This window comes from Microcoleus sp. ARI1-B5, from assembly GCF_036705795.1.
Classification (GTDB): Bacteria; Cyanobacteriota; Cyanobacteriia; order Cyanobacteriales; family Microcoleaceae; genus Microcoleus.
The window spans coordinates 321,080-346,545 of the sequence record NZ_JAUBVK010000004.1 but is presented as its reverse complement, the minus strand read 5'-3'; the positions used below and the strand labels follow the sequence as shown (position 1 = coordinate 346,545).

Below are 25,466 nucleotides of genomic sequence, written 5' to 3'. Positions count from 1 at the left end.
TTGTATCATGTCCGCTCGCTCGACGATCAAACCTTATTGATGGATCGCGGGTAATTTATCGGACATGATTATTACAATAAACCTGGTTTTTCGGCAATTTATAAATATTAAAAGTGGCAGCACTTGTTTCGAGAGTGTTGCAACTTTTTGGCTATTCAAAAAAGCATCGAATGAGGTTCAAGCTTGGAAAATCCCATGACAGAAACGCTCTGAATAGTGCAGGAATTCGGCAAAATCTCTACAAGTGTCAGCACTAATGAGATTACCAATAAATGGGGCCTCCTCCACATTCAAACCAAGCCTTAGTGTAAGGGCCTCCACCTTCTTCACCAAGAGCCAGAGTGGTCATCGGAGCTTCAGTGGGAATAGGATGAGGAGATTCTCCTCCTTCACTTCCCGGACATGGAGCAGAGATACACACAATCGAGCCACCTTCTTCACCGAGAGCCAGAGTTGTGGCTTTAAGTCCACCGCCAACTTGGGCTGCTTGTTCATCAGTTAGCTGCTCTTCAAAATCCAAATCCATTGCTTCGAGGTCGGCAGCATCTAGATCAAAAGGATGATTCATAACATTCTCCTAAGTGATGAAAAGATTATTCACCTTTTCCAATAATCTAAATCATCAGGATAGAGTCATGTTGCCATTTTGGCAGGTTTCAAATTGAGCTAAGCGGACTCCAATAAGTTCTGGGTTGAAATCAGCCTGTAGATATCTGTATTAAACAAAGTGTGGTCTTAAAAATTTAAATAGATCAATACACTAAACGCCTCAGCAACCCGGTTTCTGCGAGCAATATTGGTGTGGAAGCGCTGTATTTAGGAAGAAACCGGGTTTCTCTCCCGCGTGTGTAAGTCCTAAAATATCAACAATTTGAGTTGGTAAATCAGCACCAACACCAAGATTCCTTGTCTTAGGCGAAATACGAAGCTAAGCAATCTCTTTGAGGCTGAGATTGTTTCGATCGCGCGGCTCGCCCAGTAGATATTTTGGTTAAAATGCGTCCAGGATTGTCAATAGCGGTTAAGTGGACTCTAGGGGAGCCATTGTCAGCCCCGCACGGCTCAATTGCATATGATAAAGTTCTGCTTGCTCTTGCGGGCCTACCCAGACGGTGGCCTGGCCTTCGTGGTGGATTTGGTTGGCTAGTTTCCAAGCTCGATCGCTCGTCATGCCTGGAATGTATTTTGTCAGACATTCCACAACGTGCTGAAACGTGTTGAAATCGTCGTTGAGGACTATTACCCGATAGTTAGGATAGGGCTTGCGGGTAACTTGACTCGATCGAACGGGTGCTATGGTTGGTGAAGAGGTCATCGCGCGAACAGCCACTGAAACTACAAAATTTGTAAAAGAGTTACCTATCGCACTATAACACAATTTCAGATTGTTTTAACCTGACTCGGCATTTCGAGATCCTGCGGGGATTTTCGATTTTCGATTTTCGATTCAAGAATTGGGAACACTACCGACAAAGAAACCGGGTTTTTTACCTGAATCTGCGGGCTAAAATGAAGGATTTCCGTCAAAAAACCCGGTTTCTGACCACCAGTGCGTCCAGGACTAAGCTGGTTAAACTACCGTTAACTCTCGATCGACCTCAGGCTCAGAAGTGTCGCCGTCAGAATACGCTTGCAGCAGAAGTTGCTTTAAATCTTCAATCAGCGGATAGCGGGGGTTAGCTCCGGTACACTGATCGTCAAAAGCACGATCGGCCATTTCCTCAACGCGAGCAAAAAAGAAATCATCGCTCATTCCCTGACTGGCAAGAGCCTCCTGAATCGTGGTAGGAATATCTACCTGACGCTTGAGAGCTTCCACCGCTGCGATCAACTTCTCAACTTTTTCATCTTCTGTATCGCCGCCCAAATTCAGATAGTCCGCAATTCGAGCATAACGCCACTTGCTGTTAGGATACTTGTTTTGAGAAAAAATCGCTTGTTTGAACGGAACATCCGTTGCATTGTAGCGAATTACATGGGAAATCATCAGCGCATTCGCTAAACCGTGAGGGACGTGGCAAGTTGCACCTAATTGGTGAGCCACTGAGTGACAAACCCCCAGAAAAGCGTTGGCAAATGCCATCCCGGCGATCGTAGCAGCATAATGTACTTTCTCCCGCGCTTTCGGATCGTTAGCACCATTTTTGTAAGCGCTGGGCAGGTATTTAAACAGCAAACGAATCGCTTCTAAAGCCAAACCATTTGTATACTCAGAAGCCAACACAGAAACATAAGCTTCTAAAGCGTGGGTCAGCGCATCAATGCCGCCGTAAGCAGTCAGTTTTCGGGGCATATTCAGCGTAAGTTCTGGATCGACGATCGCCATACTCGGAGTCAGAGCATAATCTGCAAGCGGATACTTAATCCCCGACCGTTCATCCGTAACAACCGCAAAAGGCGTGACTTCCGAACCCGTTCCCGAAGTAGTTGGAATTGCCACCATAATTGCCTTCGAGCCCAAAGGCGGCAGTTCGTATACCCGCTTGCGAACATCCATAAACCGCATCGCCAATCCTTCAAACTCAATTTCTGGATGCTCGTACATCAGCCACATTACTTTAGCAGCATCCATCGGCGAGCCACCACCAAAGGCAATAATCGCATCTGGATGGAAACTATTGCAGATTTCTAAACCTTTGCGAACAGTAGCCAGGGAAGGATCGGGTTCCACATCGTAAAATGTGTAGTGATCGATGCCGATTTCTTCCAAACTATCTGTGACTTCCTTAATCAATCCCAATTCAAACAAAGGTTTATCCGTCACGATCAAAGCACGTTTCTTACCTGCAAGATCCCTCAAAGCTACAGGAAGACAACCCGACTTAAAATAAATCTTGGGAGGAATGCGGAACCACAGCATATTCTCGCGGCGTTCTGCTACGGTTTTGATATTGAGCAGGTGATGGGGTGTCACGTTGACAGAAATGGAATTATCGCCCCAGCTACCGCAACCGAGGGTAAGGGAGGGATCGAGGCGGAAATTGTACAAATCGCCGATCGCACCTTGAGAAGAAGGGGTATTAATCAGCACCCGCGAAGTCTCTAGTTTGCTTTCAAAATAACGAATGTGGTTCTGATTGTGGGGAGCGGTGTAGAGTACAGAAGTATGTCCGTGTCCGCCAAAAATTATCAGCGCTTCGGCTTTTTCTACTGCTTCAGTAAAGTCCTTGGCGCGGTACATTGCGAGAACCGGCGAAAGTTTTTCACAAGCAAATGGTTCTTCTTTACCGACGGCCTCAACTTCTCCAATCAAAACCCTGATGTTTGACGGCACTGTCAAACCCGCAATCTGGGCCACTTTTTGCACCGATTGTCCGACAATTTCGGCATTCAATCGACCATCAATTAAGATTACCTGCCGCACTTTTTCCCGTTCTTCTGCATTGAGGAAATAAGCACCGCGCTTGATAAATTCCAGTTGCACTGCATCGTACACCTCATCCACAACAACCACCGATTGTTCCGAAGCACAAATCGTGCCGTTGTCGAAAGTTTTGCTGAGCAAAATTGAGCTGACAGCCATTTGGATGTGGGCGGTTTCATCGATGATGGCGGGAGTATTTCCCGCGCCGACACCGAGGGAGGGATGTCCTGAAGAGTAGGCAGCTTTTACCATTCCCGGCCCACCTGTTGCCAAAATTAGTTTGATATCGGGGTGCTGCATCAAAGCTTGGGAAAGCGGCACAGTTGGCTCATCAATCCACCCAATAATATCCGGTGGTGCTCCTGCTGCTACAGCAGCATCGAGGATGATTTTTGCCGCCGCAGCCGTACAGGATTTTGCCCGGGGATGGGGCGAAAATATAATGCCATTTCTCGTCTTGAGTACGATTAAAGACTTAAAGATGGTGGTGGAAGTCGGGTTAGTTACAGGAACGATTCCCGCCAGCACTCCCACGGGTTCGGCAATGCGTTCGTAGCCAAAATGCCGATCGGACTCGATGATACCGCAAGTCTTGTCGTTTTTGTATTTGTTGTAAATCATTTCCGAGGCAAAATGATTTTTGATTGCCTTATCTTCGATGACTCCCATTCCCGATTCTTTGACTGCTGCCTTGGCTAAGGGAATGCGGGCGGCATTAGCGGCTAAAGCTGCTTGCTTGAATATGCGATCGACTTGTTCTTGAGTGTAGGTGGCAAATTCAGCTTGGGCTGCTTTCACTTTTTGAATGAGCAATTCTAATTCATCTACATTGGTAACTTTCATGTTTTTTCTCCTCAGGTCTTTTTCGAGATAATTATTGCCTAACTTTGTGAGGGTAGGGGAACCGCAGATTAACCGCAGATTAACGCCGATCGACGCAGATATTTTCAAGATTGTTTGTGATTTTTGCACGAGGTATTTTCATTAATTAAATACCGCTAGCTCCGATCGCATTTACCCCGCGACTGCGAAAAATCTCAACTGTTTGTTGGACGAGCTCCGGTGAAGCTGGAGGTGTATCCTTGAGCTCGTAATCCAGTTTTAATTGTTCCCATTTGTATTCTCCCATTTTATGAAAGGGTAATACTTCGACTTTTTCCACATTGGCCAGATTGGCAATAAAATCCGCTAGTTTTTCTACGTTTTCGATGTCATCGGTGAGGTGAGGAACTAGAACGAATCGAATCCAGGTTGGCTTATCAATTTCGCTGAGATATTTTGCCATTGCTAAAGTAGGCTCGATGGAAACGTTCGTGACTTTGTAATACAGTTCGGGAATGTAGGATTTGATGTCCAATAAAACCATATCGGTCATTTCTAGAACTGGTTTAGCAACTTCTAAAAGACAGAATCCTGATGTGTCTAGAGCTGTATGCAAGCCCATTTGATGACAGCGGGTAAAGATTTCTCTGACAAAATCCGGCTGCATCAACGGTTCGCCGCCGCTGACGGTAACGCCTCCTTTCCGCAGGTAGGATTTACATTTTGTAATTTGATCGATTAAATAATCGACGGTTACTTCTTTACCGTCGTGGGAATTGCGACAGTCGGGATTGTGACAGTACAGACAGCGTAACGGACAGCCTTGGGTGAAGACGATAAACCGGATTCCGGGGCCGTCTACGGTACCAAATGTTTCGATTGAATGAATGCGACCAATTCCAGACATTTAATTTGCGGTTGATTGATATTTTGAGAGCGAGAGAGCGGTGTTAACAATAGCCTGAAAACTTTCGGATTTTTCGTTGTGTTGCTGAGGCTCGATCCCCCTAAATCCCCCTTCCCAAGGGGAGTAGGGGTCGACTTTGAGAAGTGGACGGTTGCCCTTTAATCCCCGGATAGTTGGGGTAATTCAAGAATACTCTTGTTCCCCCCTTCTTAAGGGGGGTTAGGGGGGATCTGGCCTCATGGTTCAAGCGAAACTAGAAGAAAAAAGACTTATGCAGAACCAATCATGTAGGCGCTTCTTGAGTCCGCGCAGACGGATTTCGTTTGACTCTCGACAGCGGTTTCAACCGCCGATTCCAATGGGATTTAGACCCGTTCGTGGAAAGTCCGTTTAATCACATCTAATTGCTGTTCCCGGGTAAGTTTGATGAAATTAACCGCATAACCGGAGACGCGAATTGTTAGCTGGGGATAGTTTTCTGGATGTTCCATCGCATCTAGTAATGTTTGCCGATCGAGCGCGTTAACATTGATGTGATGGCCGCCATCGTGGAAGTAACCGTCTAGGAGACCAACTAGGTTATTAGTCCGATCGTCCTCCATTCTGCCCAAGGCCTGCGGTAGAATCGAAAAAGTATTCGATATGCCATCTTGACAATCACTGTAAGGCAGTTTTGCCACAGAAGATAAGGATGCGATCGCCCCACAGGAATCTCGGCCGTGCATCGGGTTAGCACCGGGAGCAAAGGGTTCGCCGGCTTTACGTCCGTCGGGAGTGCTACCAGTTTTTTTGCCGTACACTACGTTAGAAGTAATCGTGAGTACCGATTGAGTCGCTACAGCGCCACGGTAGGTTTTGTGCTGGCGAATTTCGTTCATGAAGCTTTGCACAAGGTCGATCGCCACACTGTCTACGCGATCGTCATTATTGCCGTATTTTGGGTATTCTCCTTCGATCGAGTAATCTACGGCCAAACCTTGCTCGTTGCGAATCACCTTAACTTTAGCGTGTTTAATCGCCGAGAGCGAGTCCGCCACCACCGACAGTCCCGCAATTCCGCAGGCCATTGTCCGGTAAACATCGCGATCGTGCAATGCCATTTCCAGCCGTTCGTAGCAGTATTTGTCGTGCATATAGTGAATGACATTCAGCGTATTGATATACGTTTTTGCCAACCACGCCATCATTTCTTGGAACCGCGTTCTTACCTCGTCATAATCGAGATATTCGGTAGTAATCGGTGGGAACTGCGGCGCGATTTGGTCGCCGGACTTCTCATCTTTACCGCCGTTAATCGCATAGAGCAAAGTCTTGGCCAAGTTAACTCGCGCGCCGAAAAACTGCATTTGCTTGCCAATTCGCATCGCGGAGACACAACAGGCGATCGCATAATCATCGCCGTATTGAGGACGCATCAAGTCGTCGTTTTCGTACTGAATCGAACTCGTCTCGCTGGATACCTTCGCACAGAATTGTTTGAAGTTCTCCGGCAAGTTTTCCGACCACAACACGGTGAGGTTTGGTTCTGGTGCAGTACCGAGGTTTGAGAGAGTGTGCAAGAATCGGAAACTGTTACGAGTTACCAATGTTCTACCGTCCTTGCTGGTACCGCCGATCGCCTCTGTTACCCAAGTTGGATCGCCAGAAAACAGAGCGTTATAGTCGGGAGTTCGCAAAAACCGCACCATGCGGAGTTTCATTACAAAATGGTCGATCAGTTCTTGCAATTCTTGTTCGGAACTCGCGCCGCGAAGCAAATCGCGCTCGAAATAAATGTCTAAAAACGTCGATACGCGCCCGAGAGACATCGCTGCCCCGTTTTGTTCTTTCACTGCTCCCAAGTAGCCAAAATACACCCACTGGACAGCTTCTCGTGCGTTTGCCGCCGGACGGCCAATATCAAAGCCGTAGCTAGCAGCCATTTCTTTTAACTCAAACAATGCCCGAATTTGCTCGGATAACTCTTCGCGCAAACGAATTGTTGCCTCGTCCATCGCGTTTAGTTCGAGCGATTCTTGCTGTGTTTTTTTATCATCAATCAGGCGATCGACACCGTACAAAGCCACGCGCCGGTAGTCACCGATAATCCGCCCGCGTCCGTAGGCATCGGGCAAACCTGTGATGATACCCGAACGTCTCGCCAGACGCATCGAGCGCGTGTAAACATCGAATACACCATCGTTGTGAGTTTTGCGATATTTCGTAAATATTTCTTCTGTTTGCCGATCGAGCTGATAGCCGTAAGCTTCTAAACCTGCCTTAACAACGCGAATCCCGCCAAAGGGCATAATCGCGCGTTTCAAAGGTCGATCTGTTTGCAAACCTACTATTTGTTCTAAGTCGCGATCGATGTATCCTGCTGCATGAGCCGTGATGGATGTGGGAACTTTTGTATCAACATCCAATACACCTTTTTCGCGCTCTTGCTTCATTAGTTCCAGGACTTTGTGCCAAAGCTGCTGGGTTTTTTCTGTTGGTGCTGTGAGAAATTCTGCATTCCCTTCGTAGGGGGTGTAATTCTTTTGGATGAAGTCTCTAACGTTGACTTCCTTTGTCCAGTTGCCTTCAGTAAAGCCGTGCCATTCTACTAACATAGCTTGCTTTCACCTCTATTTTATGTTAGCGATCGATTTTTTCTCCTCCGACCGCTATATCTACTATATATTTAAATCTCAATATTTTAAATGCCCTGTTCGATCTTTGTTACAAAACTTTACTTCCTCATACCCTAGGAAGAATTAAGATAGATAGTATCCAGAAATTCCTCTTAAATTTGTGAGGAAGCTCTGACAAAATTGGCTCCCGAACTAACAGTTAGACAACGGAAATGTTGTTTAAGTGCGGGTCGGTTGGGAACGCGCAATGATTTTTTTTCTCAGGAACCGCGAACACCAGAAGAAGATGAATAAAAAGCAGAAAAATAGCAGAAAAATAGTTCGGATTTGATTCGAGAATTGTTATCGAAAGCAGAGCCAGATTAATTGCTGATTAATTGAAGTAGGGTATTATGCAGATAAATTCAAGAACTCAAAGCACTGCGAGCGATCCGGCTCACGATATTTGGAAAGAACAGCGTCATCCGCTCGATGGGATTTTTAGACCTCGCTCCGTGGCTGTAATCGGTGCAACAGAGAGAGAAGGAAGCGTCGGACGTACTCTCCTGTGGAACTTGATTCGGAATCCGTTTGGCGGAACAGTTTTTCCGGTGAATCCCCAGCGCCACAGCGTCTTGGGCCTCAAGTCTTATCCTGACATTGCTAGCGTCCCGGAAGTAGTGGATCTGGCGGTGATTGCTACGCCTGCTGCTGGGGTGCCGCAAGTGATCCGCGAATGTATCGCTGCTGGGGTGAAAGGAGCAATTATTGTTTCTGCTGGGTTTAAAGAGATTGGTGCGGCTGGGGAGGCTTTAGAACAGCAAGTTATGGCCGAGGCGCGTCGGGGCGGAATGCGGATTATCGGCCCAAATTGCCTCGGCGTGATGAATCCCGTGCTGGGGCTCAATGCTACTTTTGCAGGTACGATCGCCCGTCCGGGTAATGTCGCCTTCATCAGTCAAAGCGGCGCCCTCTGTACTTCGATCCTAGACTGGAGTTTGGGGGAAAATGTCGGTTTTAGCGCTTTTGTATCGATCGGCTCTATGCTCGATGTCGGTTGGGGCGATCTGATCGAGTATTTCGGGGACGATCCCCATACTCACAGTATCGTTTTGTACATGGAATCGATGGGTGATGCTCGTTCGTTCCTGTCCGCCGCCCGCCCAGTGGCGATCGACAAACCGATCATCATTCTCAAGGTAGGACGTACCGCCGCCGCCGCCCAAGCCGCCGCTTCCCATACGGGAGCTTTGACCGGTAGCGATGACGTGCTTAATGCTGCTTTCCGCCGCTGTGGCGCCTTGCGGGTACATACGATTTCCGATTTGTTCGACATGGCAGAAATTCTGGCCAAGCAACCGCGACCGCAGGGAAACCGCCTGTCGATCGTCACCAATGCAGGAGGCCCGGGGGCGATCGCCACTGATGCCTTAATTAGCGACGGCGGTGCGCTGGCAGATCTGGCACCGGAGACGGTGCAGCAGCTTGATGAGTTTTTGCCGCCTCAGTGGAGTCATCACAACCCGATCGATATTTTGGGCGATGCTAGTAGCGATCGTTACGCCAAAACTCTAGAAGTTGTCGCTCCCGATCCCAATAGTGACGGATTGCTGGTCATCCTGACGCCACAAGCGATGACAAATCCCACCCAAACCGCAGAAAAACTCAAGTCTTACAGCCAACTCGGAAAGCCCTTATTAGCAAGCTGGATGGGCGGTGTGGAAGTGTCAGCGGGAACGCAAATTCTCAATCAGGCAAATATTCCGACTTTCCCCTATCCCGATACCGCGGTCAGGTTATTCAACTATATGTGGCGGTACACATACAACCTGCGCGCTATCTACGAAACGCCTTCTCTCTCGGCTGATTGCGATGTCTGGTGTCCCGATCGATCGGCTGCTGCAAATATTGTGACTTCTGCACGCAAAAGCGATCGCACTTTGTTAACAGAATACGAATCAAAGCAGTTGCTCTCGGCTTACGGGATTCCCACCATCGCCACCTCCATAGCCACCAGCGATCGCGAAGCTGTAGAAATTGCCGAGAGCCTCGGTTATCCAGTGGTGCTAAAACTGCATTCTGAGACGATTACTCACAAAACCGATGTCGGGGGCGTAAAACTAAATTTAGGCGATGCTAACGCTGTAATTAGTGCCTTTGAGGCGATCGCCCAGCGGGTACGAGCGATCGATCCTGCAGGGTTTCTCGGCGTAACCGTGCAGCCGATGGTGCATTTGGAAGGCTATGAACTCATTTTGGGTAGCAGTATCGACCCACAATTTGGGCCGGTGATGCTATTTGGTTCCGGCGGACAATTAGTGGAAGTCTTTCAAGATCGATCGCTAGCACTTCCCCCTTTAAATACCACCCTAGCGCGGCGGATGATGGAGCAAACGCGCATCTATAAAGCTTTGCAAGGAGTGCGCGGCCGAGCGGCAATTGACCTGGTACAACTCGAACAGTTATTAGTTCGTTTCAGTCAACTGATTGTAGAGCAACCTCAAATTTCCGAGATTGATATTAATCCGCTGTTGGTTTCTCCTGAAGGTGCGATCGCTCTTGATGCCCGCGTTGTTCTCCAGACAACGGAAAACGCCATTTCACCCGCGATTCGCCCCTATCCTACGCAATACGTTCAAACATGGTCAACAAAGGGCGATCGTCCCATCACCATCCGTCCGATTCGCCCAGAAGATGAGCCGCTGATGGTGCTGTTCCACGAAGAACTTTCGGAAGAGAGCGTGTATTTGCGCTACGCTCACATGGTAAAGTTAAAGCACCGCATCGCTCACGAACGTTTGACCCGGATTTGTTTTATTGACTACGATCGGGAAATGGTGTTAGTAGCCGATCGTCTTGACCCGGAAACCTCAGAACACCGGATTTTGGGAGTAGCGCGTCTGAGCAAACTCCACGGCACAAACGAAGCCGAATTTGCCCTGATCGTTAGCGATAGGTATCAGCAGCGCGGTTTGGGAACAGAATTATTGAGGCGGATGCTGCAAATTGGTCGGGAAGAGAAATTACAGGCGATCGTTGGCTACATTCTCAATAGCAACTACAAGATGCAGAGCCTCTGTAAAAAACTAGGATTTGAACTCCAACCAGACCGAGGCGAAGGAATGTTGAAAGCTGTTTTTGTCTGCTAATAGCAAGTTAGGTTAAATCATATCAATTCCGGCGAAGCCGGAATAATATCAAATCCGCGCTTCATAGTCCCGATCGAGTTGAATCAAGCTGCCAAAAAATATTAGAGCAATTTTCAGTTTTTTGATTCACACTCAACACTCAACAGTCACGGACGGTGCAACCGGAATCGATATAATTCTCATTCATCACCGCTTTAGTCCTCACTACAAACCTATAAAGTTTGTAGTGAGGACTAAAGTCCTCAAACTCAGATGCTACTAAGCCGCAGCCAAATTTGCTGCTGCGAAATCCCAGTTAGCCAAATTATCCAAGAAATTAGCAATGTAATCGGGACGGCGATTTTGGAAATCCAAATAATAAGCGTGTTCCCACACATCCAAAGTCAGCAAAGGAGTTTGACCGTGTGCTACCGGAGTGTCAGCGTTAGCAGTTTTGGTAACTTTCAAAGTGCCGTTGTCCAAAACCAGCCAAGCCCAGCCGCTGCCGAACTGAGTTGTCGCAGCAGCCTTAAATTCTTCTTTGAATTTGTCGAAGCTGCCGAAGTCGGCATTTATTTTATCAGCTAAAGCTCCTGTCGGAGTGCCGCCGCCGCCCGGTTTGAGCGAATTCCAAAAGAAATTGTGGTTCCAAACTTGACCTGCATTGTTGAAAATGCCGGCTTTGGATGGATCTTTAGCAGATTCCATCACAATTTCTTCCAGGGATTTGCTGGCTAGTTCGGTGCCTTCAATCAGTTTGTTGAGATTGGTCACGTAAGCAGCGTGGTGCTTGTCGTGGTGGAACGAAAACGTGTTTGCCGACATATGACCTGACTCTAAGGCGTCAGCGGCGAAGGGTAACGGTGCAAGTTCAAATGCCATTGTGTTCAATCCTCTCTTGGTGGCTTTTTTTGGTTGACTTTCCGGCTTTTGTATGATTTGAGCCCTTAGTCGCTAGCTTGAGTTTATCAAGCTGTGGTAAATAATTCTTTACAATTTTCATATTTTATCTCAGTTGCAGCATTTTAGAATTTTGACTTCTGCTTTTCAACAGTCAAATCTCCCAATAGCAGCTCTCATTTACCACAAACCTTGGCGAAATGTCAACCCACCTGCGCGATAAATAAAAGTTTGTGGGAAATTGTCAACAGAGGGAAGTTTAATGATGGTTATAAATAAATTAAACCTGTTTTTTGTCACAGATAAGCTCAATTTAACTTAAGCTGTAAGCAAGTCCAACAGAGTCCAGGAGCAGTCAATGGAAAACCGTTCAAATAACCCGATTAATCACTCCCCGCAATGGCTGAATCTGAAACTAATAGTCAGCGGTCTGGAAACAGTTCAAGACTTAATTGTAATTTCTTTGTGTATCGGTTTGTTCTGCTTCATGGTGCTCGAACTGCGAGAAATGTTTTTCTCGCTGCTGCCTCCTTTGAATTTTCAGGAAGTGACGGCAGACATTCTATTTTTATTGGTTTTGGTGGAATTGTTTCGGCTGCTAATTATTTACTTGCAAGAGCAGCGCGTTTCGATTGGCGTGGCAGTGGAAGTTTGTATTGTATCTGTTCTGCGAGAAGTTATCGTGCGGGGAGTCCTGGAAACTCCCTGGGTTCAAATATTATCAACAGGCGCATTCTTGCTAGTTTTGGGAGTGTTGTTAGTAGTCCGAGTTTGGTTGCCGCCAACTTTCGAGGGAATTGACCCGGAACGCCGTTTTGCTAGCAGAAAGAGGAATCTGTCAGAGCCTGAATCTTCTGCCGAGCCTGTTGGACTCAATAGCAAGTTTAATTCTCACTGATTGTGGCGACACAGGCAATTTTAGATTGGCTCTACAGCTTGTCACTTTACCAGGGAACTGTTCCCGTAAAATAAACATGATAACGTTCGCAGCATCGGAATGCAAGTCCTCTGAAAATGCAGGGGAAGGACTTGCATTCCGAACGATCGAACCTATTTGATTGCGGGTTTTAGAGGTGACACAATATTAGCCGTTAGCCTGCAATTCGCCTAAACGAGCCAAGACTTCTTTCGAGTGAATCGCCGGATTGACTTTGACAAAGGTTTCCCGCAACACGCCTTCAGGGTCAATAATAAAACTGTGCCGCGCCGAGATGAAACTCATCCAAGAACCGTAAGCTTTACTCACTTGGCCGTCGGTATCGGCTAACAGCGGAAATTTCAAACCTTCAGAATCGCAAAATTCCGCGTGGGAGTTGACATCATCAGCGCTGATGCCGATAATTTCAGTATTTTTTGCCAAGTATTTCGGCAAGTCTTGCTGGAATCGGCGCGCTTCGATCGTACAACCGGATGTAAAATCTTTGGGATAGAAGTAGACTACCAGCCACTTACCGCGATAATCGGACAGGGAGACTTGTCCGCCGCCGCTGTTTGTCGGCAAACTAAAATCTGGGGCGGCTTGATTCACCGCCGGCAGCTTGCCGCCGAGGGCAAAGGCAGGAGTGGCAAAATTGAAACTCAGAAAGACTAGACAAATTGCCAATAAAGTGCTAAAAAACTTGCGCCGGGAAATCATAAATTTAGAAGTAGAACTGTACTTAACACAAGTTTACAGTTTTCTGATTAAATGGGTAAGGGCAATTCGCGGATTGCTTGCAATACTAAATCCGAGTTATTCACCCCTTTTATGATTCAGCGGTTAAAACCGCTTCTCGACAGACTTGCGCCCGCCGACGCGGGCTAAGAAATAAAGGGGATATTTAGCCAGGATTTGGTAGAAACCCCAAATATCACTCACTCAAATAGCAATTTACTTATGAGCGCTGCACTCCCGTTAACAGGCAAAGTTACAGTAGTCCAGGTAATTAATGGTCAACCCGTTACGATCGAAGTAGACGGCACTAATGCCCCGATTACTGGGGGAAATTTTGTTGATTTAGTTGAACGGGGCATCTACGACGGGGTGATGTTTCACCGAGTTGTGCGCCAGCCCGATCCTTTTGTGGTGCAAGGGGGCGATCCGCGCAGCAAGGATACTAGCATTCCGGCGGGTCAATTGGGAACGGGTAATTTTATAGACCCGGATACGAATCAGGCGCGTTTTATTCCTTTGGAAATTAAGCCACAAGGGGCGGCACAACCAGTTTACAACCAAATTGTGACCGAAAAGCCACAGTTGGCGCACACGAAAGGGGCTGTGGCAATGGCTCGTTCTACTGCTTTGAATTCGGCTTCTTCGCAGTTCTATTTTACTTTAGATGCTTTGCCGTTTTTGGATGGGAATTATGCTGTTTTTGGCAATGTAATTCAAGGTTTTGACACGGTTAATGCGGTGCAGCAGGGCGATCGCATTTCTAGCGCCAAAGTCGTTGCAGGGATTGTCCCCAGTCGGGTTTCGAGTATTATTACCAATACTGCTGTGTTGAATAGTTTTGTCAATAATACCAATTTTTTAAATCTGCCTTTGCGATCGCTCAACTTGCCTAATACCCCTAACAACTATCAAGTCACTGCCCAAGATTCTCAGCAAAACCCCAGCGGCGTGCGCGGAGGTAGCGCAAACGATCGCATCATCGGTTCACCGATTAATGATGCAATTAACGGCGGCAAAGGCAACGATACTCTCACCGGCGAAGCAGGCGACGACTTTCTCAGAGGTGGCAAAGGTAGCGACTCCATTAGTGGCGGTGTTGGTAACGATATTATCAACGGAAATTTCGGAGACGATACTCTCAATGGCGATGCTGGTAACGACTTTTTGCGAGGCGGTCAAGGGAATGATATCTTAAATGGTGGTGATGGCAATGATATTTTGATTGGAGATACAGGCAACAATACTCTCACAGGAGGTAGTGGTGCAGATACTTTTGTTTTGCTCGGAGTAGATCCTGCTTCTCTTCCTTTTATTACCCTACCCGTGACAATTCAGACAATAGTTGATTTTCGACCACAGGAAGGCGATCGCATTGCTTTGACAGGAAAATTATCGGATACCACATTCACTCAATCTGGCAGCGATACTTTAATTAACTTAGCTGGGTATCCTGCTCTTGTGAAAAATGCTACCGTCGATTCCGTCAAAAATGCAGTTTTTGCAATTCCTTTGTCTCCGATTATTCCTCGTCCTAATGACCTGCCCACTGGCGATGCAGCCTTAAGAATTGGGTAGTTTTAAGTGAATTGGGTTGAGTTCAAATCGACCCAATTTATAATGCTTTTCGGATCGATATCCATATTTTTTATTAGATGCCAGCCCCCGGTCATACAATCTATTTTCTATTGCTTCTTCCCTAATTCAACTAATAACATAGCTGTCTAAGTTTAGCAACCGCATCTTGATAATAATCCATTCTAGCCTGCTGCTTAAACAGCCCTGCCGCTTTCTGAAAATCCTCAAATGCTCCCTGAACCTCTCTCAATTTATATCGAGTCACTCCTCGGTTGAAGTAAGCTTTCCCAAAATTGCGATCGAGCCGAATTGCTGATTCAAAATCAGCTAGTGCAGCCAGGGAATTTTCCATTTGCAGGTGGATAGTGCCTCGGTTAAAGTAAGCTTGGGCTAAATTGGGGTTGAGCAGCAGTGCGGAGTTGTAATCTGCGATCGCCCCAGTATAATCTTTTAAACCAGCCAGCATAAACGCCCGATTGCTGTAATACTTGGCTCGGTAAGGATTGAGTTCGATGGCGGTAGTTAGATCTGCGATCGCAGACTGTTTGTCGCCTAATTTGTAGCGGGCAACACCGCGATCGTTGTAAGCTGGCGCGAAGTTCGGATTAATGTTAATTGTGGCGGTGAACTTTTTAATCGCAGCGTGCAAGTCTTGTTGTTCGAGATTTTTTAAACCCTGAGTGTAAACCTGTTTGGTGCTAACCTTTAAATTTGGCTCTTGTCGCGCTTGGGCTTGCTCGCCCGAAAATACTTTGCCTGCAATATTAGCGAATCCCAAAGATTCGATCGAATTGAAAATAGTTGTGACAGCTAATTGACTCGGGAGAATGGCGATAGTAGGCATGGGAGGGCGCGTGTTTAACTGTATGCTCTGATTTTCCTCAATACTTCAGCTACTGACGGTGATATCCGTACTCTCCGGCACGTGATAAGTTTGATGAGATTGGGTGATGCGCGGGCATTGACTGGTGTGATCTGAGTTGGGCTTAGTTAGTGATGCCGATCGCAACTGCGGGAAAATAGCGTCTATAACTGCCTAAATCGGCGATTTTCAGGGGATATGGGCGGTTTGGGACGAACCGTCTTCAGAAGTTCCTAGCGGGATTGTTTGGAGGTAAGCCTCTGCCGAATCGTCGCCGCTGCCCGCCACCAGCATTACCGTGTAGCGATATTCCATAAGTAAATCCCGATCGAACTTGGGGCCATCTAATACCCGGTTTTTACGAAAAATATGAGTTTGACAGCGAGGCATCTGTGAAACAACCGGGTTTCTCGGAAAAATCTGGTTGGGCGGCGTGAAATCTAGGAAGAAACCCGGTTTCTAACTCAAGTATTAGCGAGTTTCTCAAAGAAACCGGGTTTCTCGGAAAAATCTGGTTGGGCGGCGTGAAATCTAGGAAGAAACCCGGTTTCTAACTCAAGTATTAGGGCGTTTCTCAAAGAAACCGGGTTTGTAGCTCGATCGCCCGTGACAGCTTGAGTTAAGGTGGTGGCTGCGCCAACCCCGATCGACATTTCACTAATATTTTTGAGTAATATTGCCGGTGAAAGTTGCCGGTTCTTTGGTATGCTTTGATTACACATCAAGAATCTATTGTGCAAATTAGTGTCAATGAAAATAGTTCTGAGGTTAAAAACTTTCTTCGCGGCAGTATTGGCGATCGTCCTGTTCACTCTCTACTTAACTCCTCCTGTGATGGCCGCGAATGCCGAGGATGTGAGTCAGCTATTAAAAGATAATTGGTGCGTCAGCTTTCTGTGGAAGCAATGCGATTTGAGCGCTGCCGATTTGCGAGGAGCTAATCTCCAACAAGCCAACTTGAGCGGCGCCAATTTGTCCGGCGCCAACTTGTCCGGTGCTAATTTAAAAAATGCTGACCTTTCTGACGCCAATCTAAGCGGCGCAAATTTAGCAAATGCTGATATTTTGGGTACGGATCTCAGTCGAGCAAATTTGACCGAAGCTAATTTCAACCGCACCAAATTGTGGGATGCTAATCTGACTTTGGCAAATCTGAGCCGCGCTAATTTACAAGACGCTAATTTGTTGGATTCTCGACTTTGGGGAACCAATCTTACCGAAGCTAATTTAACTGATGCGACGCTGCACGGTGCTGACTTGCAATATGCTAATTTGGCAGACACTAATTTGACAAATGCTGACTTGCACAGCTTCTTTTTCCGAGGTTCCAAACAAGTCACAAATCTGAGCAATGCTAATTTAGAACGCGCTAATTTAACGGGAGCAAATCTCAGAGGTGCGGTGCTCTCTGGGGCAATAATGCCCGACGGCTCTATTAATAATGAAAAAATTGGCTTTAATTTAAAGTAAAGTCGGTCTGAATACAGTTGACAGTTGACAGTTGACAGTTGGCAGTTGACAGTTGACAGTTGACAGTTGACAGTTGACGGTTGACCGACTAATGACTGATGACTGATGACTCATGACTTCTTCCTTAATTCGATCGCCAAACTTCATCCCAAGGCCCGCCCCCAACTTCCAAACCGGACAAAGAACTTTGAGCCTCTAAGATAATTTTAGAACTCTGCTTGCCATTTTTTTCGACATTTTGGCCCAACAATTCTCGCAGTTGCAAGCGCAAGTTGCCGTGCGTCGTATCGCGGCAGCAAAAAGCCAAACCCTTGGCTGTAGGAGTTCGCACGTAAGTACCAGAACTATTTGTAGTGCCAATTAACTCAACTTCAAACTGACTGTTTCTCGCCTGCATTTTCCAGCTTCCCCAAGGTTCAATATTCCAACTAACTTGGGAATTCCAAGGCACAAATTCGTAGAATTTGCCTCGGTAATGCAGACAAATCATTGCCACCGATTCCATCCACCACAGCACGCCCCGCTTGCCGCCGCCAGCAGTTAAAGCTAAATCGCTTTCGCCTTGAAAAGAATTGCAATTAATCCAAAACCACTTCTGGGGAAAAGCACCGCCCCAGTTTTTTTCGGTGTAAGCGGGAGCATCTTTAAATTCGTAGCGTTCGCCGTTCCAATCAATCCAGCCTGTTGCTAAACCGTGAGCCATTAAAATTTGCCATCCAGGCTCAAATACGGGCAGAAAAGATAGCATTCCTGCCGTGGATTTCTGGAGTTCGTCAGAGTTTCCCCAGCCGTAAACTGGTTGAATTTCATATTGCCAAAAACAGTGAGTGCCGCTTCCGGGATCGTGCAGATAACCTTGATTTAAGGTAGCAGTAGCTTGATAGCCTTCTTCGACGCGGCTGTCGAATACTTGCGGTTGTAAATATTCGGGTTTAATCTGCAAATCTGTTTTGCGCCAATGTCCTAAACCCAATGTGTCTCGGTGCGCCCAAAACTTATTTACATCGGGGAAGGTGCGGCACAAATAGCTATCTTTTGGGCCGAGAATTTGGGCTGCACCGCCGCTGTATGGTTGACCGCCTCTGGGGTCTTCGATGGAATACATGAAGGCAAAGGATTGTCCGTGAATTGGTAATGTTATTCGATAGTACCAGCCTTCAAAAAAGCGCCTGGAACTGCCGTCCCAGTGGTAGCCGCTGTGGGGAGTTTCAATAGTTTTGATTTTTGAGGGTGAATTTGACATAAAATTACTAATAGCAGAAAAAAGAGTCATTAGTCATTGGTCATTAGTCATTAGTCATTGGTCATTGGTCATTGGTCATTAGCTAGAAGGAAGAAGCAGGCTCAGTACATTACCGATTACCGATTACCAATTACCGATTACCAATTACCAATTACCGATTTGCGATTACCGATTACCAATTACCAATTACCGATTTGCGATTACCGATTACCAATATAATAGGATATTAATTATGTCTTTAGCACTTTGGCGCTCGCCCTTAGCGCGATCGCTCCACCGCAACCGCAGTCTTGTTTATGCCCGCTACTTGCAACTAGCAACGGTTCGTCCTGACGGGCGTCCGGCCAACCGCACTGTGGTGTTTCGAGGCTTTTTGGAAAACACCAACCAGTTAAAGTTTATTACAGATATTCGCAGTCAAAAGGCAGAGGAAATTAATCTCTATCCTTGGGGGGAGATTTGCTGGTATTTCCCTAAAACTCGCGAACAATTTCGGATTGCTGGACAACTGATTTTGGCAGGGGCAGATTGTCCAGATGCAGAGTTGTGCGCCGCGCGCCGCACAGCTTGGCAGGAGATTTCTGAGGGAGCTCGCTCGCAGTTTGCTTGGCCTCATCCGGGGGAAGACTTGGCCCTGGCTACTGCTTTTGATTGTGCTTCCCCAGATGCGATCGCTCCGCTGCCTAATTTTTGCTTGCTGCTGTTGGAGGCGGAAACGGTGGATTTTTTGGAGTTGCGGGGGGAACCGCAGAACCGATCGCTTTATGCACGCGACGCGGAGGGAAATTGGTTTGTGCGATCGGTCAATCCGTGAAAAATTAAAAATTAAAAACACAGACTGGCATTTTTAATTTTTAATTTTCAATTCATCCCAATTTCCAAAAAGAATGCAACTGTATGCCCTTCCAAATATTATGCAGTCAATCATTCTCCATTCTTTAATCTTCAATGCTTCAATGCTTCAATGGTATCAAATGCCGGTGCCGTCGAAAAATTCTTGAATTGCTTTATCTTTTAACTGACAAGCGGTAGCAACAGCTAATTGGTTTGTTTCCGCTACAGCTACATGACTGCTTTGATTGAAAGTTGGGAATGCTGAATGGGAATTGGGAACAGAAGTTAAGGAGGCAGATGGTTGAGTCTGCAAAGTTTTTAGTTGCTGTTCCAGGGACTCGATGCGATCGACTAAAGAGCGAATTACCGCTGCTTCCGAATCCGGCAAACTGCCGTGTTCTAGGGGATTGACGCGCACTCCCGATCGGTAAACGATGCGGCCGGGAATCCCTACCACCGTGCAGTCAGACGGTACATCGCGGAGGACGACGGAACCTGCGCCGATGCGAACGTTGTTGCCAATTAGCAGGTTGCCGAGTACCTTGGCGCCGGCACCGACAACTACATTTTCGCCGACGGTAGGGTGACGCTTGCCGCTTTCCTTGCCTGTGCCGCCGAGGGTGACGCCTTGGTAAATGAGGGCAAAATCGCCGACGATCGCGGTTTCGCCGATCACAACCCCCATACCGTGGTCGATGAAGACGCTTTTGCCGATCGTTGCCCCCGGGTGAATTTCAATTCCGGTCAAAAAGCGAGCAATGTGGGAAATCAAGCGGGGGATGAAGGGAAGTCCCAGCACGTAAAGCCAGTGTGCGAGGCGGTGCAGCACTAGGGCCTGAAGACCTGGGTAACAAAACAAAACTTCCAGCCAGTTGCGAGCGGCAGGGTCGCGATCGAAAATTATACTGAAGTCAGCTCTAAGGGTCTTTAGCACTTTCGGAGTTACCAATTTTGGTTAAACACGGCACTTTCGATCTTACATTTTACTCGACGGGGGAAGTTAGCGACGGATCGGTCGATCCCGGGAGTGGGAGATTGGGGGAGTGTCCGAGGGGGAGATTGGGGGAGAATTTGAGGATATTCGATCGTTCGGTATCCAACAGCGCCGCTGCGTTCTATTCCTGTACTGAGATCGTATAGTTAGACTTGACTCCGGGTTCGAGAGTACCGACCCAAATTTTGTAAGAGCCTGCTTGCCAGTCTGAATCTACAATGCCGGCATCTTTATTCTGACCTGCATCGTCTCCGCAGCGCACGGCGTTACCGGGGCCTTGTACGAGTAAGGTTGTGTCGTTGCCTCCGCTGTTGACTTGGATGGTGAGTTTTGAAAAGTTTTGCTGCAAGACTATGATGTGGTCGGGAGTGGGAGTGGCAAAACCCAAACATTTGTTTTTGTGGCGATCGGCGTTGGCAATGGCAGAGAGAGAGTACGATCCGCCTGTGGAACCTCTCAAAACTGCTGTGGGTGACTCAAAACCTCGCGATAAAGTTAATGTGCCGAAATTGGCTGTTTCTGCTAAAACTGGTAGGGCGGCGATCGCGCAGGTGGTAGCCAAGATCGCACCGTTTTTGAAATGGGTTCGCGGATTAAACAACATGGCAATACTCCTGTCTCACAACTTAAAATCACAACTCACAATTTACCCATCGCAGCCCCAACAATCCCAACTAGGAGAGGATGAACATTTTTTTTTAATTAGTTCAAAACCTCTTGGCTTATGTTCCTTATTTCTATCAGGACAACACCTGCGCGATCGCCCGAGCTCGTGCCACTCCGAGTTCTGCCACACGCGATCGGCTCACATCCGCAATTGTACGGTGTCACTCGATTTTAGAGCCGGCCATTTTCGATTTTCGATTGACTCGCAGCGCAGTGAATCACCGGAGGTGGAACTTGGGTCTAAAATTTTGGGTGGCCCGATCCGAGTGTCGGAAACTTGTATCCGTTTTTGGGTGGGGGTCAAGATGCTCAATTTGATACTCCTAGCCTTGCTGTTGGCGATCGGTTCGGTATTGACACAGATTTTGGTATTGTTGCCTATGGGTCTCTCCGGCTGGTTCCACCTCCCTAGTTGGCTGAGCCTGACTTTGATTTTGCTGTTTATTTCTTGGTGTTTGGGCGATTAGTCAGCAGCAGTGGCTCATGAGTTATTAGTTATTTGTTAACCGCAAATTATTCATCATTCCGCTGCGTTTAAAAGTCAATGCCCGATCCCGGTCTCATGGTATATAGTTCATAATTGACAATCAGCACTCTAAAATCTAGGATTTGACATCTACCTATAGAATGATGCAACGAGAAATTTCTTGGCTATCTGAATTTCGCTCGAATGACAAAACTCTGCTGGAAACTCCTAAGAAACAGGATCGTCCGATACACCGGGCGATCGTGTTAATGCTGGTGGCAACCGGTTTGCTGAGCCTGCACGCTAGCCGGCTGGTGGAATTGCAACTGGTACAAGGCAAGCAAAACCGGGAACGAGCCGAAAACAATCGCGTTCGCCTAGTGCCAATGCCGGCGAATCGCGGACACATTGTCGATCGCAAAGGCAAGCTGCTAGCTGCAAACAATTTAGCTCGATCGGTATATTTGTGGCCGAAAGAACAAACGCCGGAAGAGTGGAAAGTGACAGCAGACAAGTTGAGTCCGCTGGTGAAAATCCCGGCCAAAGAAATTTTACAGAAATTAAAACAGGTCGATCCTCTATCCTACAGACCTGTGCGGATCAGGCAAGCGATGCCGCCAGAGGTGTTTGTGCCGCTAGCAGAACAGGTGGGACAAATGCGGGGAGTGGAAGTGCGGCCAGAAGCGAACCGCTACTATCCCGAAGGCAGTTTGGCGGCTCACGTTCTCGGATATATTGGCGAAGCTACCGCAGAAGACTTGAAAGCTCACCCGGAATATCCGATGGGGATGATTGTCGGTCAGATGGGCATAGAAGCGAGTTCTAACAAGGAAATTGCGGGAGTGTGGGGCGATCGGCTGATCGAGGTAAATGCCCAAAATCAAGAATTGCGGCTGATGGGAGAAACACCGCCCAAACCGGGCGAGGCGGTGCAGCTAACCATAGACTTGTCCATGCAAAAAGCAGCCGAAACAGCGCTCGGGAACCGGCGGGGAGCAGTAGTAGCCCTGGATGTCAAAACCGGCGGGGTATTAGTTTTGGCCAGCCACCCGACTTTTGACCCCAATCTGTTTACGCGAAAAATCACTAAGGATGACTGGGCAACTCTTCAAGACGAGGCAAATCCATTTTTGAATCGCGCGATGCAAGGCTATCCCCCCGGCAGCACTTTTAAAATTGTGACTTCCGTCGCGGGGATGGAGTCGGGCAAGTTTTCGCCGGACTCAATTCTTGGTACTTCGTCTTACATTACTGTGGGGGGAATTGATTTTAACGAACACAGCGGCGGTTACGGCGACATCGGCTTTCGGGATGCCTTGGCTTTCAGCAGCAATACGTTTTTTTATCAAATCGGGATGAGTACCGGGCCCGAGGAAATTGCTAAGTGGGGACACCGCTTGGGAATTGGCAAGGATACGGATTTGAAGCTTTTGGGGCTAGGCGGCGGCGATCACGGTCAAATGCCGACGCCGGCCGAGAAGGAAAAAATCTATAAAGAACCTTGGTATGCTGGTGATACGGTGACAATGGCGATCGGTCAGGGGTTCGTGTTGGTGACTCCTTTGGAGGCGGCGGTGATGGTGAGTTCGATCGCCAATGGTGGTAATCGCGTCAAGCCGCATCTTTTGACTTCTCTGACTGGCAAGCCTGAGACAAAACCAGTACCTACGGGGATTAAACCTTCGACGCTTAAGGTGATTAAGGAGGGACTCGTGGCAGTAGTTACCGAGGGTACGGGACGGGGGCTCAATGACGGTTCGATTCCGCTAACGGCGGGCAAAACGGGGACTTCGGAGGTGATCGGACAGAAGGATCACTCGCTGTATGTGGCCTATGGGCCTGCTGACAAGCCGGAAATTGCGATCGCCGTGGTTGTGGAAAATGGCGGTTTTGGTTCTATGGCCGCGGCCCCGATCGCCAAAGAGGTGTTTCAAGCTTATTTTGGCAAGCCTAAAACACCACCCAACCCCTTAGTAGTCACCCCTGAATAGTTAGTAGTCAGTAGTCATTAGTCAGTAGTCATTAGTCATTAGTCATTGGTAATTGGTAATTGGTAATTGGTAATTTGAACCAACTGTCAACTGTCAACTGTCAACTGTCAACTGTCAACTGACAACTGACTAATTCAGTCGCATAAATACTGTAGCTTTGCGAATTCCTGCGACTTCTCCCGTACTGGTGACGGTGAGCGATCGCAAGTGGTCGAAAAGTGGTCTGGCGGAAAGTTCAATTAACCTCAACAGCGGGATTTGTTTTTCCCAAATTGCTCTGCTTGAGGGCCAGTCTAAATACAAATAGCCGTCGTTAGCTGGCGGCAGCGGTTCGATGCTGGTTTGAAAGTCTTGATTTGCCACCAAAGAGCCTGTTTCGGCTGCTTTGAGCGCGCCGTCCATTGCTTCTACTGAGGTGGTGAAAATTTCGTATTTGCCGACTGTGGCTCGAACTCCTTTTGCCTCGGTTTCGATCGCACTTTTTCTATTATTTTTTTTATCGTAACTCTGGCTCGTTGTCAACTGCGTCCAAGCGGTAATTTTTTGGTTTCTGAGAGTGAAGCTGCCGATGCTGTATTCTTTGCTGCGGGCAATTTCATCGAGTTTGTCGATCGCATCAAGAGAATCAGCAGATTTCTCGGCTGCAAAAATCCAGTCTGGAGTGTTTGACGAACTCGGAACCACTGCTAAAGCGTATTCTCCTTGTACCCAGTTAAATATATCCTGCGGCAAATTGACGCCCCAATTTTGCTGAATATCTGCGATCGCGCGATCGACTAATTTTGAGACTTCTGCATTAGCGGACGCCGCCGATGACAAATCACCCCAAAAATTCCTTAAATCGGTGCTGGCAACGGCAAAAGGGCTGTCTGAGGGAATGTATTGCAAGGCTTTGACTGGTTCCGAGAGTGTTGGAGAAGCTGTGTTTTCTCCGGATGTCACTAAAGCAGTTTGAGCCAGCAATCCGCGGCGGTTGACTCCGACAGCAACTGCGAGGGAATTCGGGGAAACTTGCGGATTTTGCTCGGTTGCTGGCTGCGGGAGATTGACAAATCCTAAAGCTATTCTGCCTTGAGTTAGCTGCTGCAAAGCTTTTTGATAGTTGGGACTGTTGTTGAGATTCAAGTTGGCTGATTCTACGTTATTAATTGCATCTCGCAGCAGGTTCGGACTGTTGGCAAATAACACAAAACTCAGGTTATTTCCCGAATCCGAACTGCCGCCGATGGCTGCTGTTGCAAAGCTGGGAGGCAAACTTGAATTAGGCAGATACAGCGGATTGAAAGGCGAAAGCTGAGATGTTTTTTTCTTGGCTATTGGTGGTTTTTTATAATTGATTTTTACGCCTTTATATAGTTCCGACTGCACTGTTTTCTCCTTACGAGATTGTTTTTGCCAGTAGGAGTCGAGAAATTGTTGGCTGCGATCGGCATTTTGGGAGGAAACCGCCAGCAGAAATCCGGTTTGTTGGCCGTTGCTGCGATCGCGATCGTCGAAATCGGGATTTGTGAGAGCGAGGGTAATTTCGTCACCTATCCAAGGTTGGATATCTCGACTGTAATCCAGACCAGTATTGGCGAGGAGGCTTTTCTTGATTTGCTCGAATTCAGCGTGCGCGAGGCTTCTTTCTTCGGGAGTGGCAAAAACTTGTCGCAATGCTTCGAGGCGATCGGGATTTACCAGCATTGAAACTAACACAGGTGCTTGTTTCGAGACAAACACAGCCGCAGCCGGAGTAGTTGTCGGCCCGCCGGCGAGCAAATTTAGGGGAGTTTTGGTTGACAGCCAGTAAAAACCGCCTGCACCCAAGGCTAAGAGTGCCAAGACGCCAGCAATGAGGAAAGAAAAGAACGATCGCAGCTTCATACAACAAGGACTAATGACCACAGTCTACTATTAACTACAGTAGCGCATGACCGCAGCTATTGACATCTGCAAAATATAGAGGCGGTGTCTGTGAGAAACCGCCCCAATATTGAAAGGCTATTGCCCCTCA

General features: G+C 47.5%; 21 protein-coding genes. 7 read left to right on the top strand and 14 right to left on the bottom strand.

The features are described 5' to 3' along the window. Nucleotides 1-262: 262 nt before the first annotated feature. From QUB63_RS09130 to pflB, 5 genes are all read right to left on the bottom strand, one after another. Complete coding sequence (locus QUB63_RS09130) at nucleotides 263-568, bottom strand: hypothetical protein (RefSeq protein ID WP_332944603.1); 306 nt, start codon at nucleotides 566-568, stop codon at nucleotides 263-265. Nucleotides 569-1,021: 453 nt separating this feature from the next. After that, nucleotides 1,022-1,315: an ATP-dependent Clp protease adapter ClpS gene (gene clpS, locus QUB63_RS09125; RefSeq protein WP_172185659.1), complete on the bottom strand. Its 294-nt coding sequence runs from the start codon at nucleotides 1,313-1,315 to the stop codon at nucleotides 1,022-1,024. Nucleotides 1,316-1,570: 255 nt separating this feature from the next. Further along, nucleotides 1,571-4,207, bottom strand: a complete 2,637-nt coding sequence (adhE, locus tag QUB63_RS09120) for a bifunctional acetaldehyde-CoA/alcohol dehydrogenase (RefSeq protein ID WP_332944781.1) — start codon at nucleotides 4,205-4,207, stop codon at nucleotides 1,571-1,573. A 145-nt stretch (nucleotides 4,208-4,352) separates the two neighbouring features. Then, nucleotides 4,353-5,093 carry a pyruvate formate-lyase-activating protein gene (gene pflA / locus QUB63_RS09115; RefSeq protein WP_332944602.1) on the bottom strand — a complete coding sequence of 247 codons (741 nt, stop codon included), beginning with the start codon at nucleotides 5,091-5,093 and terminating at the stop codon, nucleotides 4,353-4,355. A gap of 365 nt (nucleotides 5,094-5,458) precedes the next feature. Next, entirely contained in the window at nucleotides 5,459-7,687 is a 2,229-nt protein-coding gene (pflB, locus tag QUB63_RS09110) for a formate C-acetyltransferase (RefSeq protein ID WP_332944600.1), read from the bottom strand. A gap of 413 nt (nucleotides 7,688-8,100) precedes the next feature. On the opposite strand from pflB, the gene QUB63_RS09105 reads away from it, so the two are divergent. Continuing rightward, a complete protein-coding gene (locus QUB63_RS09105) occupies nucleotides 8,101-10,836 on the top strand; it encodes a bifunctional acetate--CoA ligase family protein/GNAT family N-acetyltransferase (protein ID WP_332944599.1) in 2,736 nt (911 codons plus the stop codon). A gap of 258 nt (nucleotides 10,837-11,094) precedes the next feature. On the opposite strand, the gene QUB63_RS09100 is transcribed toward QUB63_RS09105, so the two are convergent. Next, on the bottom strand, nucleotides 11,095-11,697 hold the full coding sequence (locus QUB63_RS09100; RefSeq protein ID WP_332944598.1) for a superoxide dismutase: 603 nt from the start codon (nucleotides 11,695-11,697) through the stop codon (nucleotides 11,095-11,097). 376 nt (nucleotides 11,698-12,073) lie between these two features. Between QUB63_RS09100 and QUB63_RS09095 the strand changes: the two genes are divergently transcribed. After that, nucleotides 12,074-12,613, top strand: a complete 540-nt coding sequence (locus tag QUB63_RS09095) for a phosphate-starvation-inducible PsiE family protein (protein WP_332944597.1) — start codon at nucleotides 12,074-12,076, stop codon at nucleotides 12,611-12,613. 186 nt (nucleotides 12,614-12,799) lie between these two features. Here QUB63_RS09095 and QUB63_RS09090 read toward each other — a convergent pair whose 3' ends face one another. After that, a complete protein-coding gene (locus tag QUB63_RS09090) occupies nucleotides 12,800-13,351 on the bottom strand; it encodes a peroxiredoxin (protein WP_332944596.1) in 552 nt (183 codons plus the stop codon). 240 nt (nucleotides 13,352-13,591) lie between these two features. Here QUB63_RS09090 and QUB63_RS09085 point away from each other — a divergent pair, with 240 nt between their 5' ends. Then, nucleotides 13,592-14,944 (top strand): peptidylprolyl isomerase, encoded by a 1,353-nt coding sequence (locus QUB63_RS09085; protein ID WP_332944595.1) that lies wholly within the window; start codon nucleotides 13,592-13,594, stop codon nucleotides 14,942-14,944. Between the two features lie 130 nt (nucleotides 14,945-15,074). Here QUB63_RS09085 and QUB63_RS09080 read toward each other — a convergent pair whose 3' ends face one another. The 3 genes from QUB63_RS09080 to QUB63_RS09070 all read right to left on the bottom strand — a co-directional run bounded on the left by QUB63_RS09080 (nucleotide 15,075) and on the right by QUB63_RS09070 (nucleotide 16,528). Continuing rightward, nucleotides 15,075-15,788: a tetratricopeptide repeat protein gene (locus QUB63_RS09080; protein WP_332944594.1), complete on the bottom strand. Its 714-nt coding sequence runs from the start codon at nucleotides 15,786-15,788 to the stop codon at nucleotides 15,075-15,077. Nucleotides 15,789-15,995: 207 nt separating this feature from the next. Continuing rightward, a complete protein-coding gene (locus QUB63_RS09075) occupies nucleotides 15,996-16,121 on the bottom strand; it encodes a hypothetical protein (RefSeq protein WP_332944592.1) in 126 nt (41 codons plus the stop codon). A 149-nt stretch (nucleotides 16,122-16,270) separates the two neighbouring features. Continuing rightward, nucleotides 16,271-16,528, bottom strand: a complete 258-nt coding sequence (locus tag QUB63_RS09070; RefSeq protein ID WP_332944591.1) for a hypothetical protein — start codon at nucleotides 16,526-16,528, stop codon at nucleotides 16,271-16,273. A gap of 28 nt (nucleotides 16,529-16,556) precedes the next feature. Here QUB63_RS09070 and QUB63_RS09065 point away from each other — a divergent pair, with 28 nt between their 5' ends. After that, nucleotides 16,557-17,276: a pentapeptide repeat-containing protein gene (locus QUB63_RS09065; protein ID WP_332944589.1), complete on the top strand. Its 720-nt coding sequence runs from the start codon at nucleotides 16,557-16,559 to the stop codon at nucleotides 17,274-17,276. Nucleotides 17,277-17,400: 124 nt separating this feature from the next. On the opposite strand, the gene QUB63_RS09060 is transcribed toward QUB63_RS09065, so the two are convergent. After that, nucleotides 17,401-18,519 (bottom strand): tocopherol cyclase family protein, encoded by a 1,119-nt coding sequence (locus QUB63_RS09060; RefSeq protein ID WP_332944588.1) that lies wholly within the window; start codon nucleotides 18,517-18,519, stop codon nucleotides 17,401-17,403. Nucleotides 18,520-18,751: 232 nt separating this feature from the next. Here QUB63_RS09060 and QUB63_RS09055 point away from each other — a divergent pair, with 232 nt between their 5' ends. Further along, a complete protein-coding gene (locus tag QUB63_RS09055; RefSeq protein ID WP_332944586.1) occupies nucleotides 18,752-19,333 on the top strand; it encodes an Npun_F5749 family FMN-dependent PPOX-type flavoprotein in 582 nt (193 codons plus the stop codon). A gap of 156 nt (nucleotides 19,334-19,489) precedes the next feature. On the opposite strand, the gene cysE is transcribed toward QUB63_RS09055, so the two are convergent. Both cysE and QUB63_RS09045 read right to left on the bottom strand, forming a co-directional pair. Continuing rightward, complete coding sequence (gene cysE, locus QUB63_RS09050; RefSeq protein ID WP_332944585.1) at nucleotides 19,490-20,287, bottom strand: serine O-acetyltransferase; 798 nt, start codon at nucleotides 20,285-20,287, stop codon at nucleotides 19,490-19,492. A 181-nt stretch (nucleotides 20,288-20,468) separates the two neighbouring features. Continuing rightward, nucleotides 20,469-20,951: a hypothetical protein gene (locus QUB63_RS09045; RefSeq protein WP_332944584.1), complete on the bottom strand. Its 483-nt coding sequence runs from the start codon at nucleotides 20,949-20,951 to the stop codon at nucleotides 20,469-20,471. Between the two features lie 367 nt (nucleotides 20,952-21,318). On the opposite strand from QUB63_RS09045, the gene QUB63_RS09040 reads away from it, so the two are divergent. Further along, nucleotides 21,319-21,480, top strand: coding sequence for a hypothetical protein (locus QUB63_RS09040; protein WP_332944582.1), 162 nt, complete (start codon nucleotides 21,319-21,321; stop codon nucleotides 21,478-21,480). Between the two features lie 163 nt (nucleotides 21,481-21,643). Then, nucleotides 21,644-23,470: a penicillin-binding protein 2 gene (gene mrdA / locus QUB63_RS09035; protein ID WP_332944779.1), complete on the top strand. Its 1,827-nt coding sequence runs from the start codon at nucleotides 21,644-21,646 to the stop codon at nucleotides 23,468-23,470. 129 nt (nucleotides 23,471-23,599) lie between these two features. On the opposite strand, the gene QUB63_RS09030 is transcribed toward mrdA, so the two are convergent. Next, a complete protein-coding gene (locus QUB63_RS09030; protein WP_332944580.1) occupies nucleotides 23,600-25,336 on the bottom strand; it encodes a DUF3352 domain-containing protein in 1,737 nt (578 codons plus the stop codon). Nucleotides 25,337-25,466 lie beyond the last annotated feature (130 nt).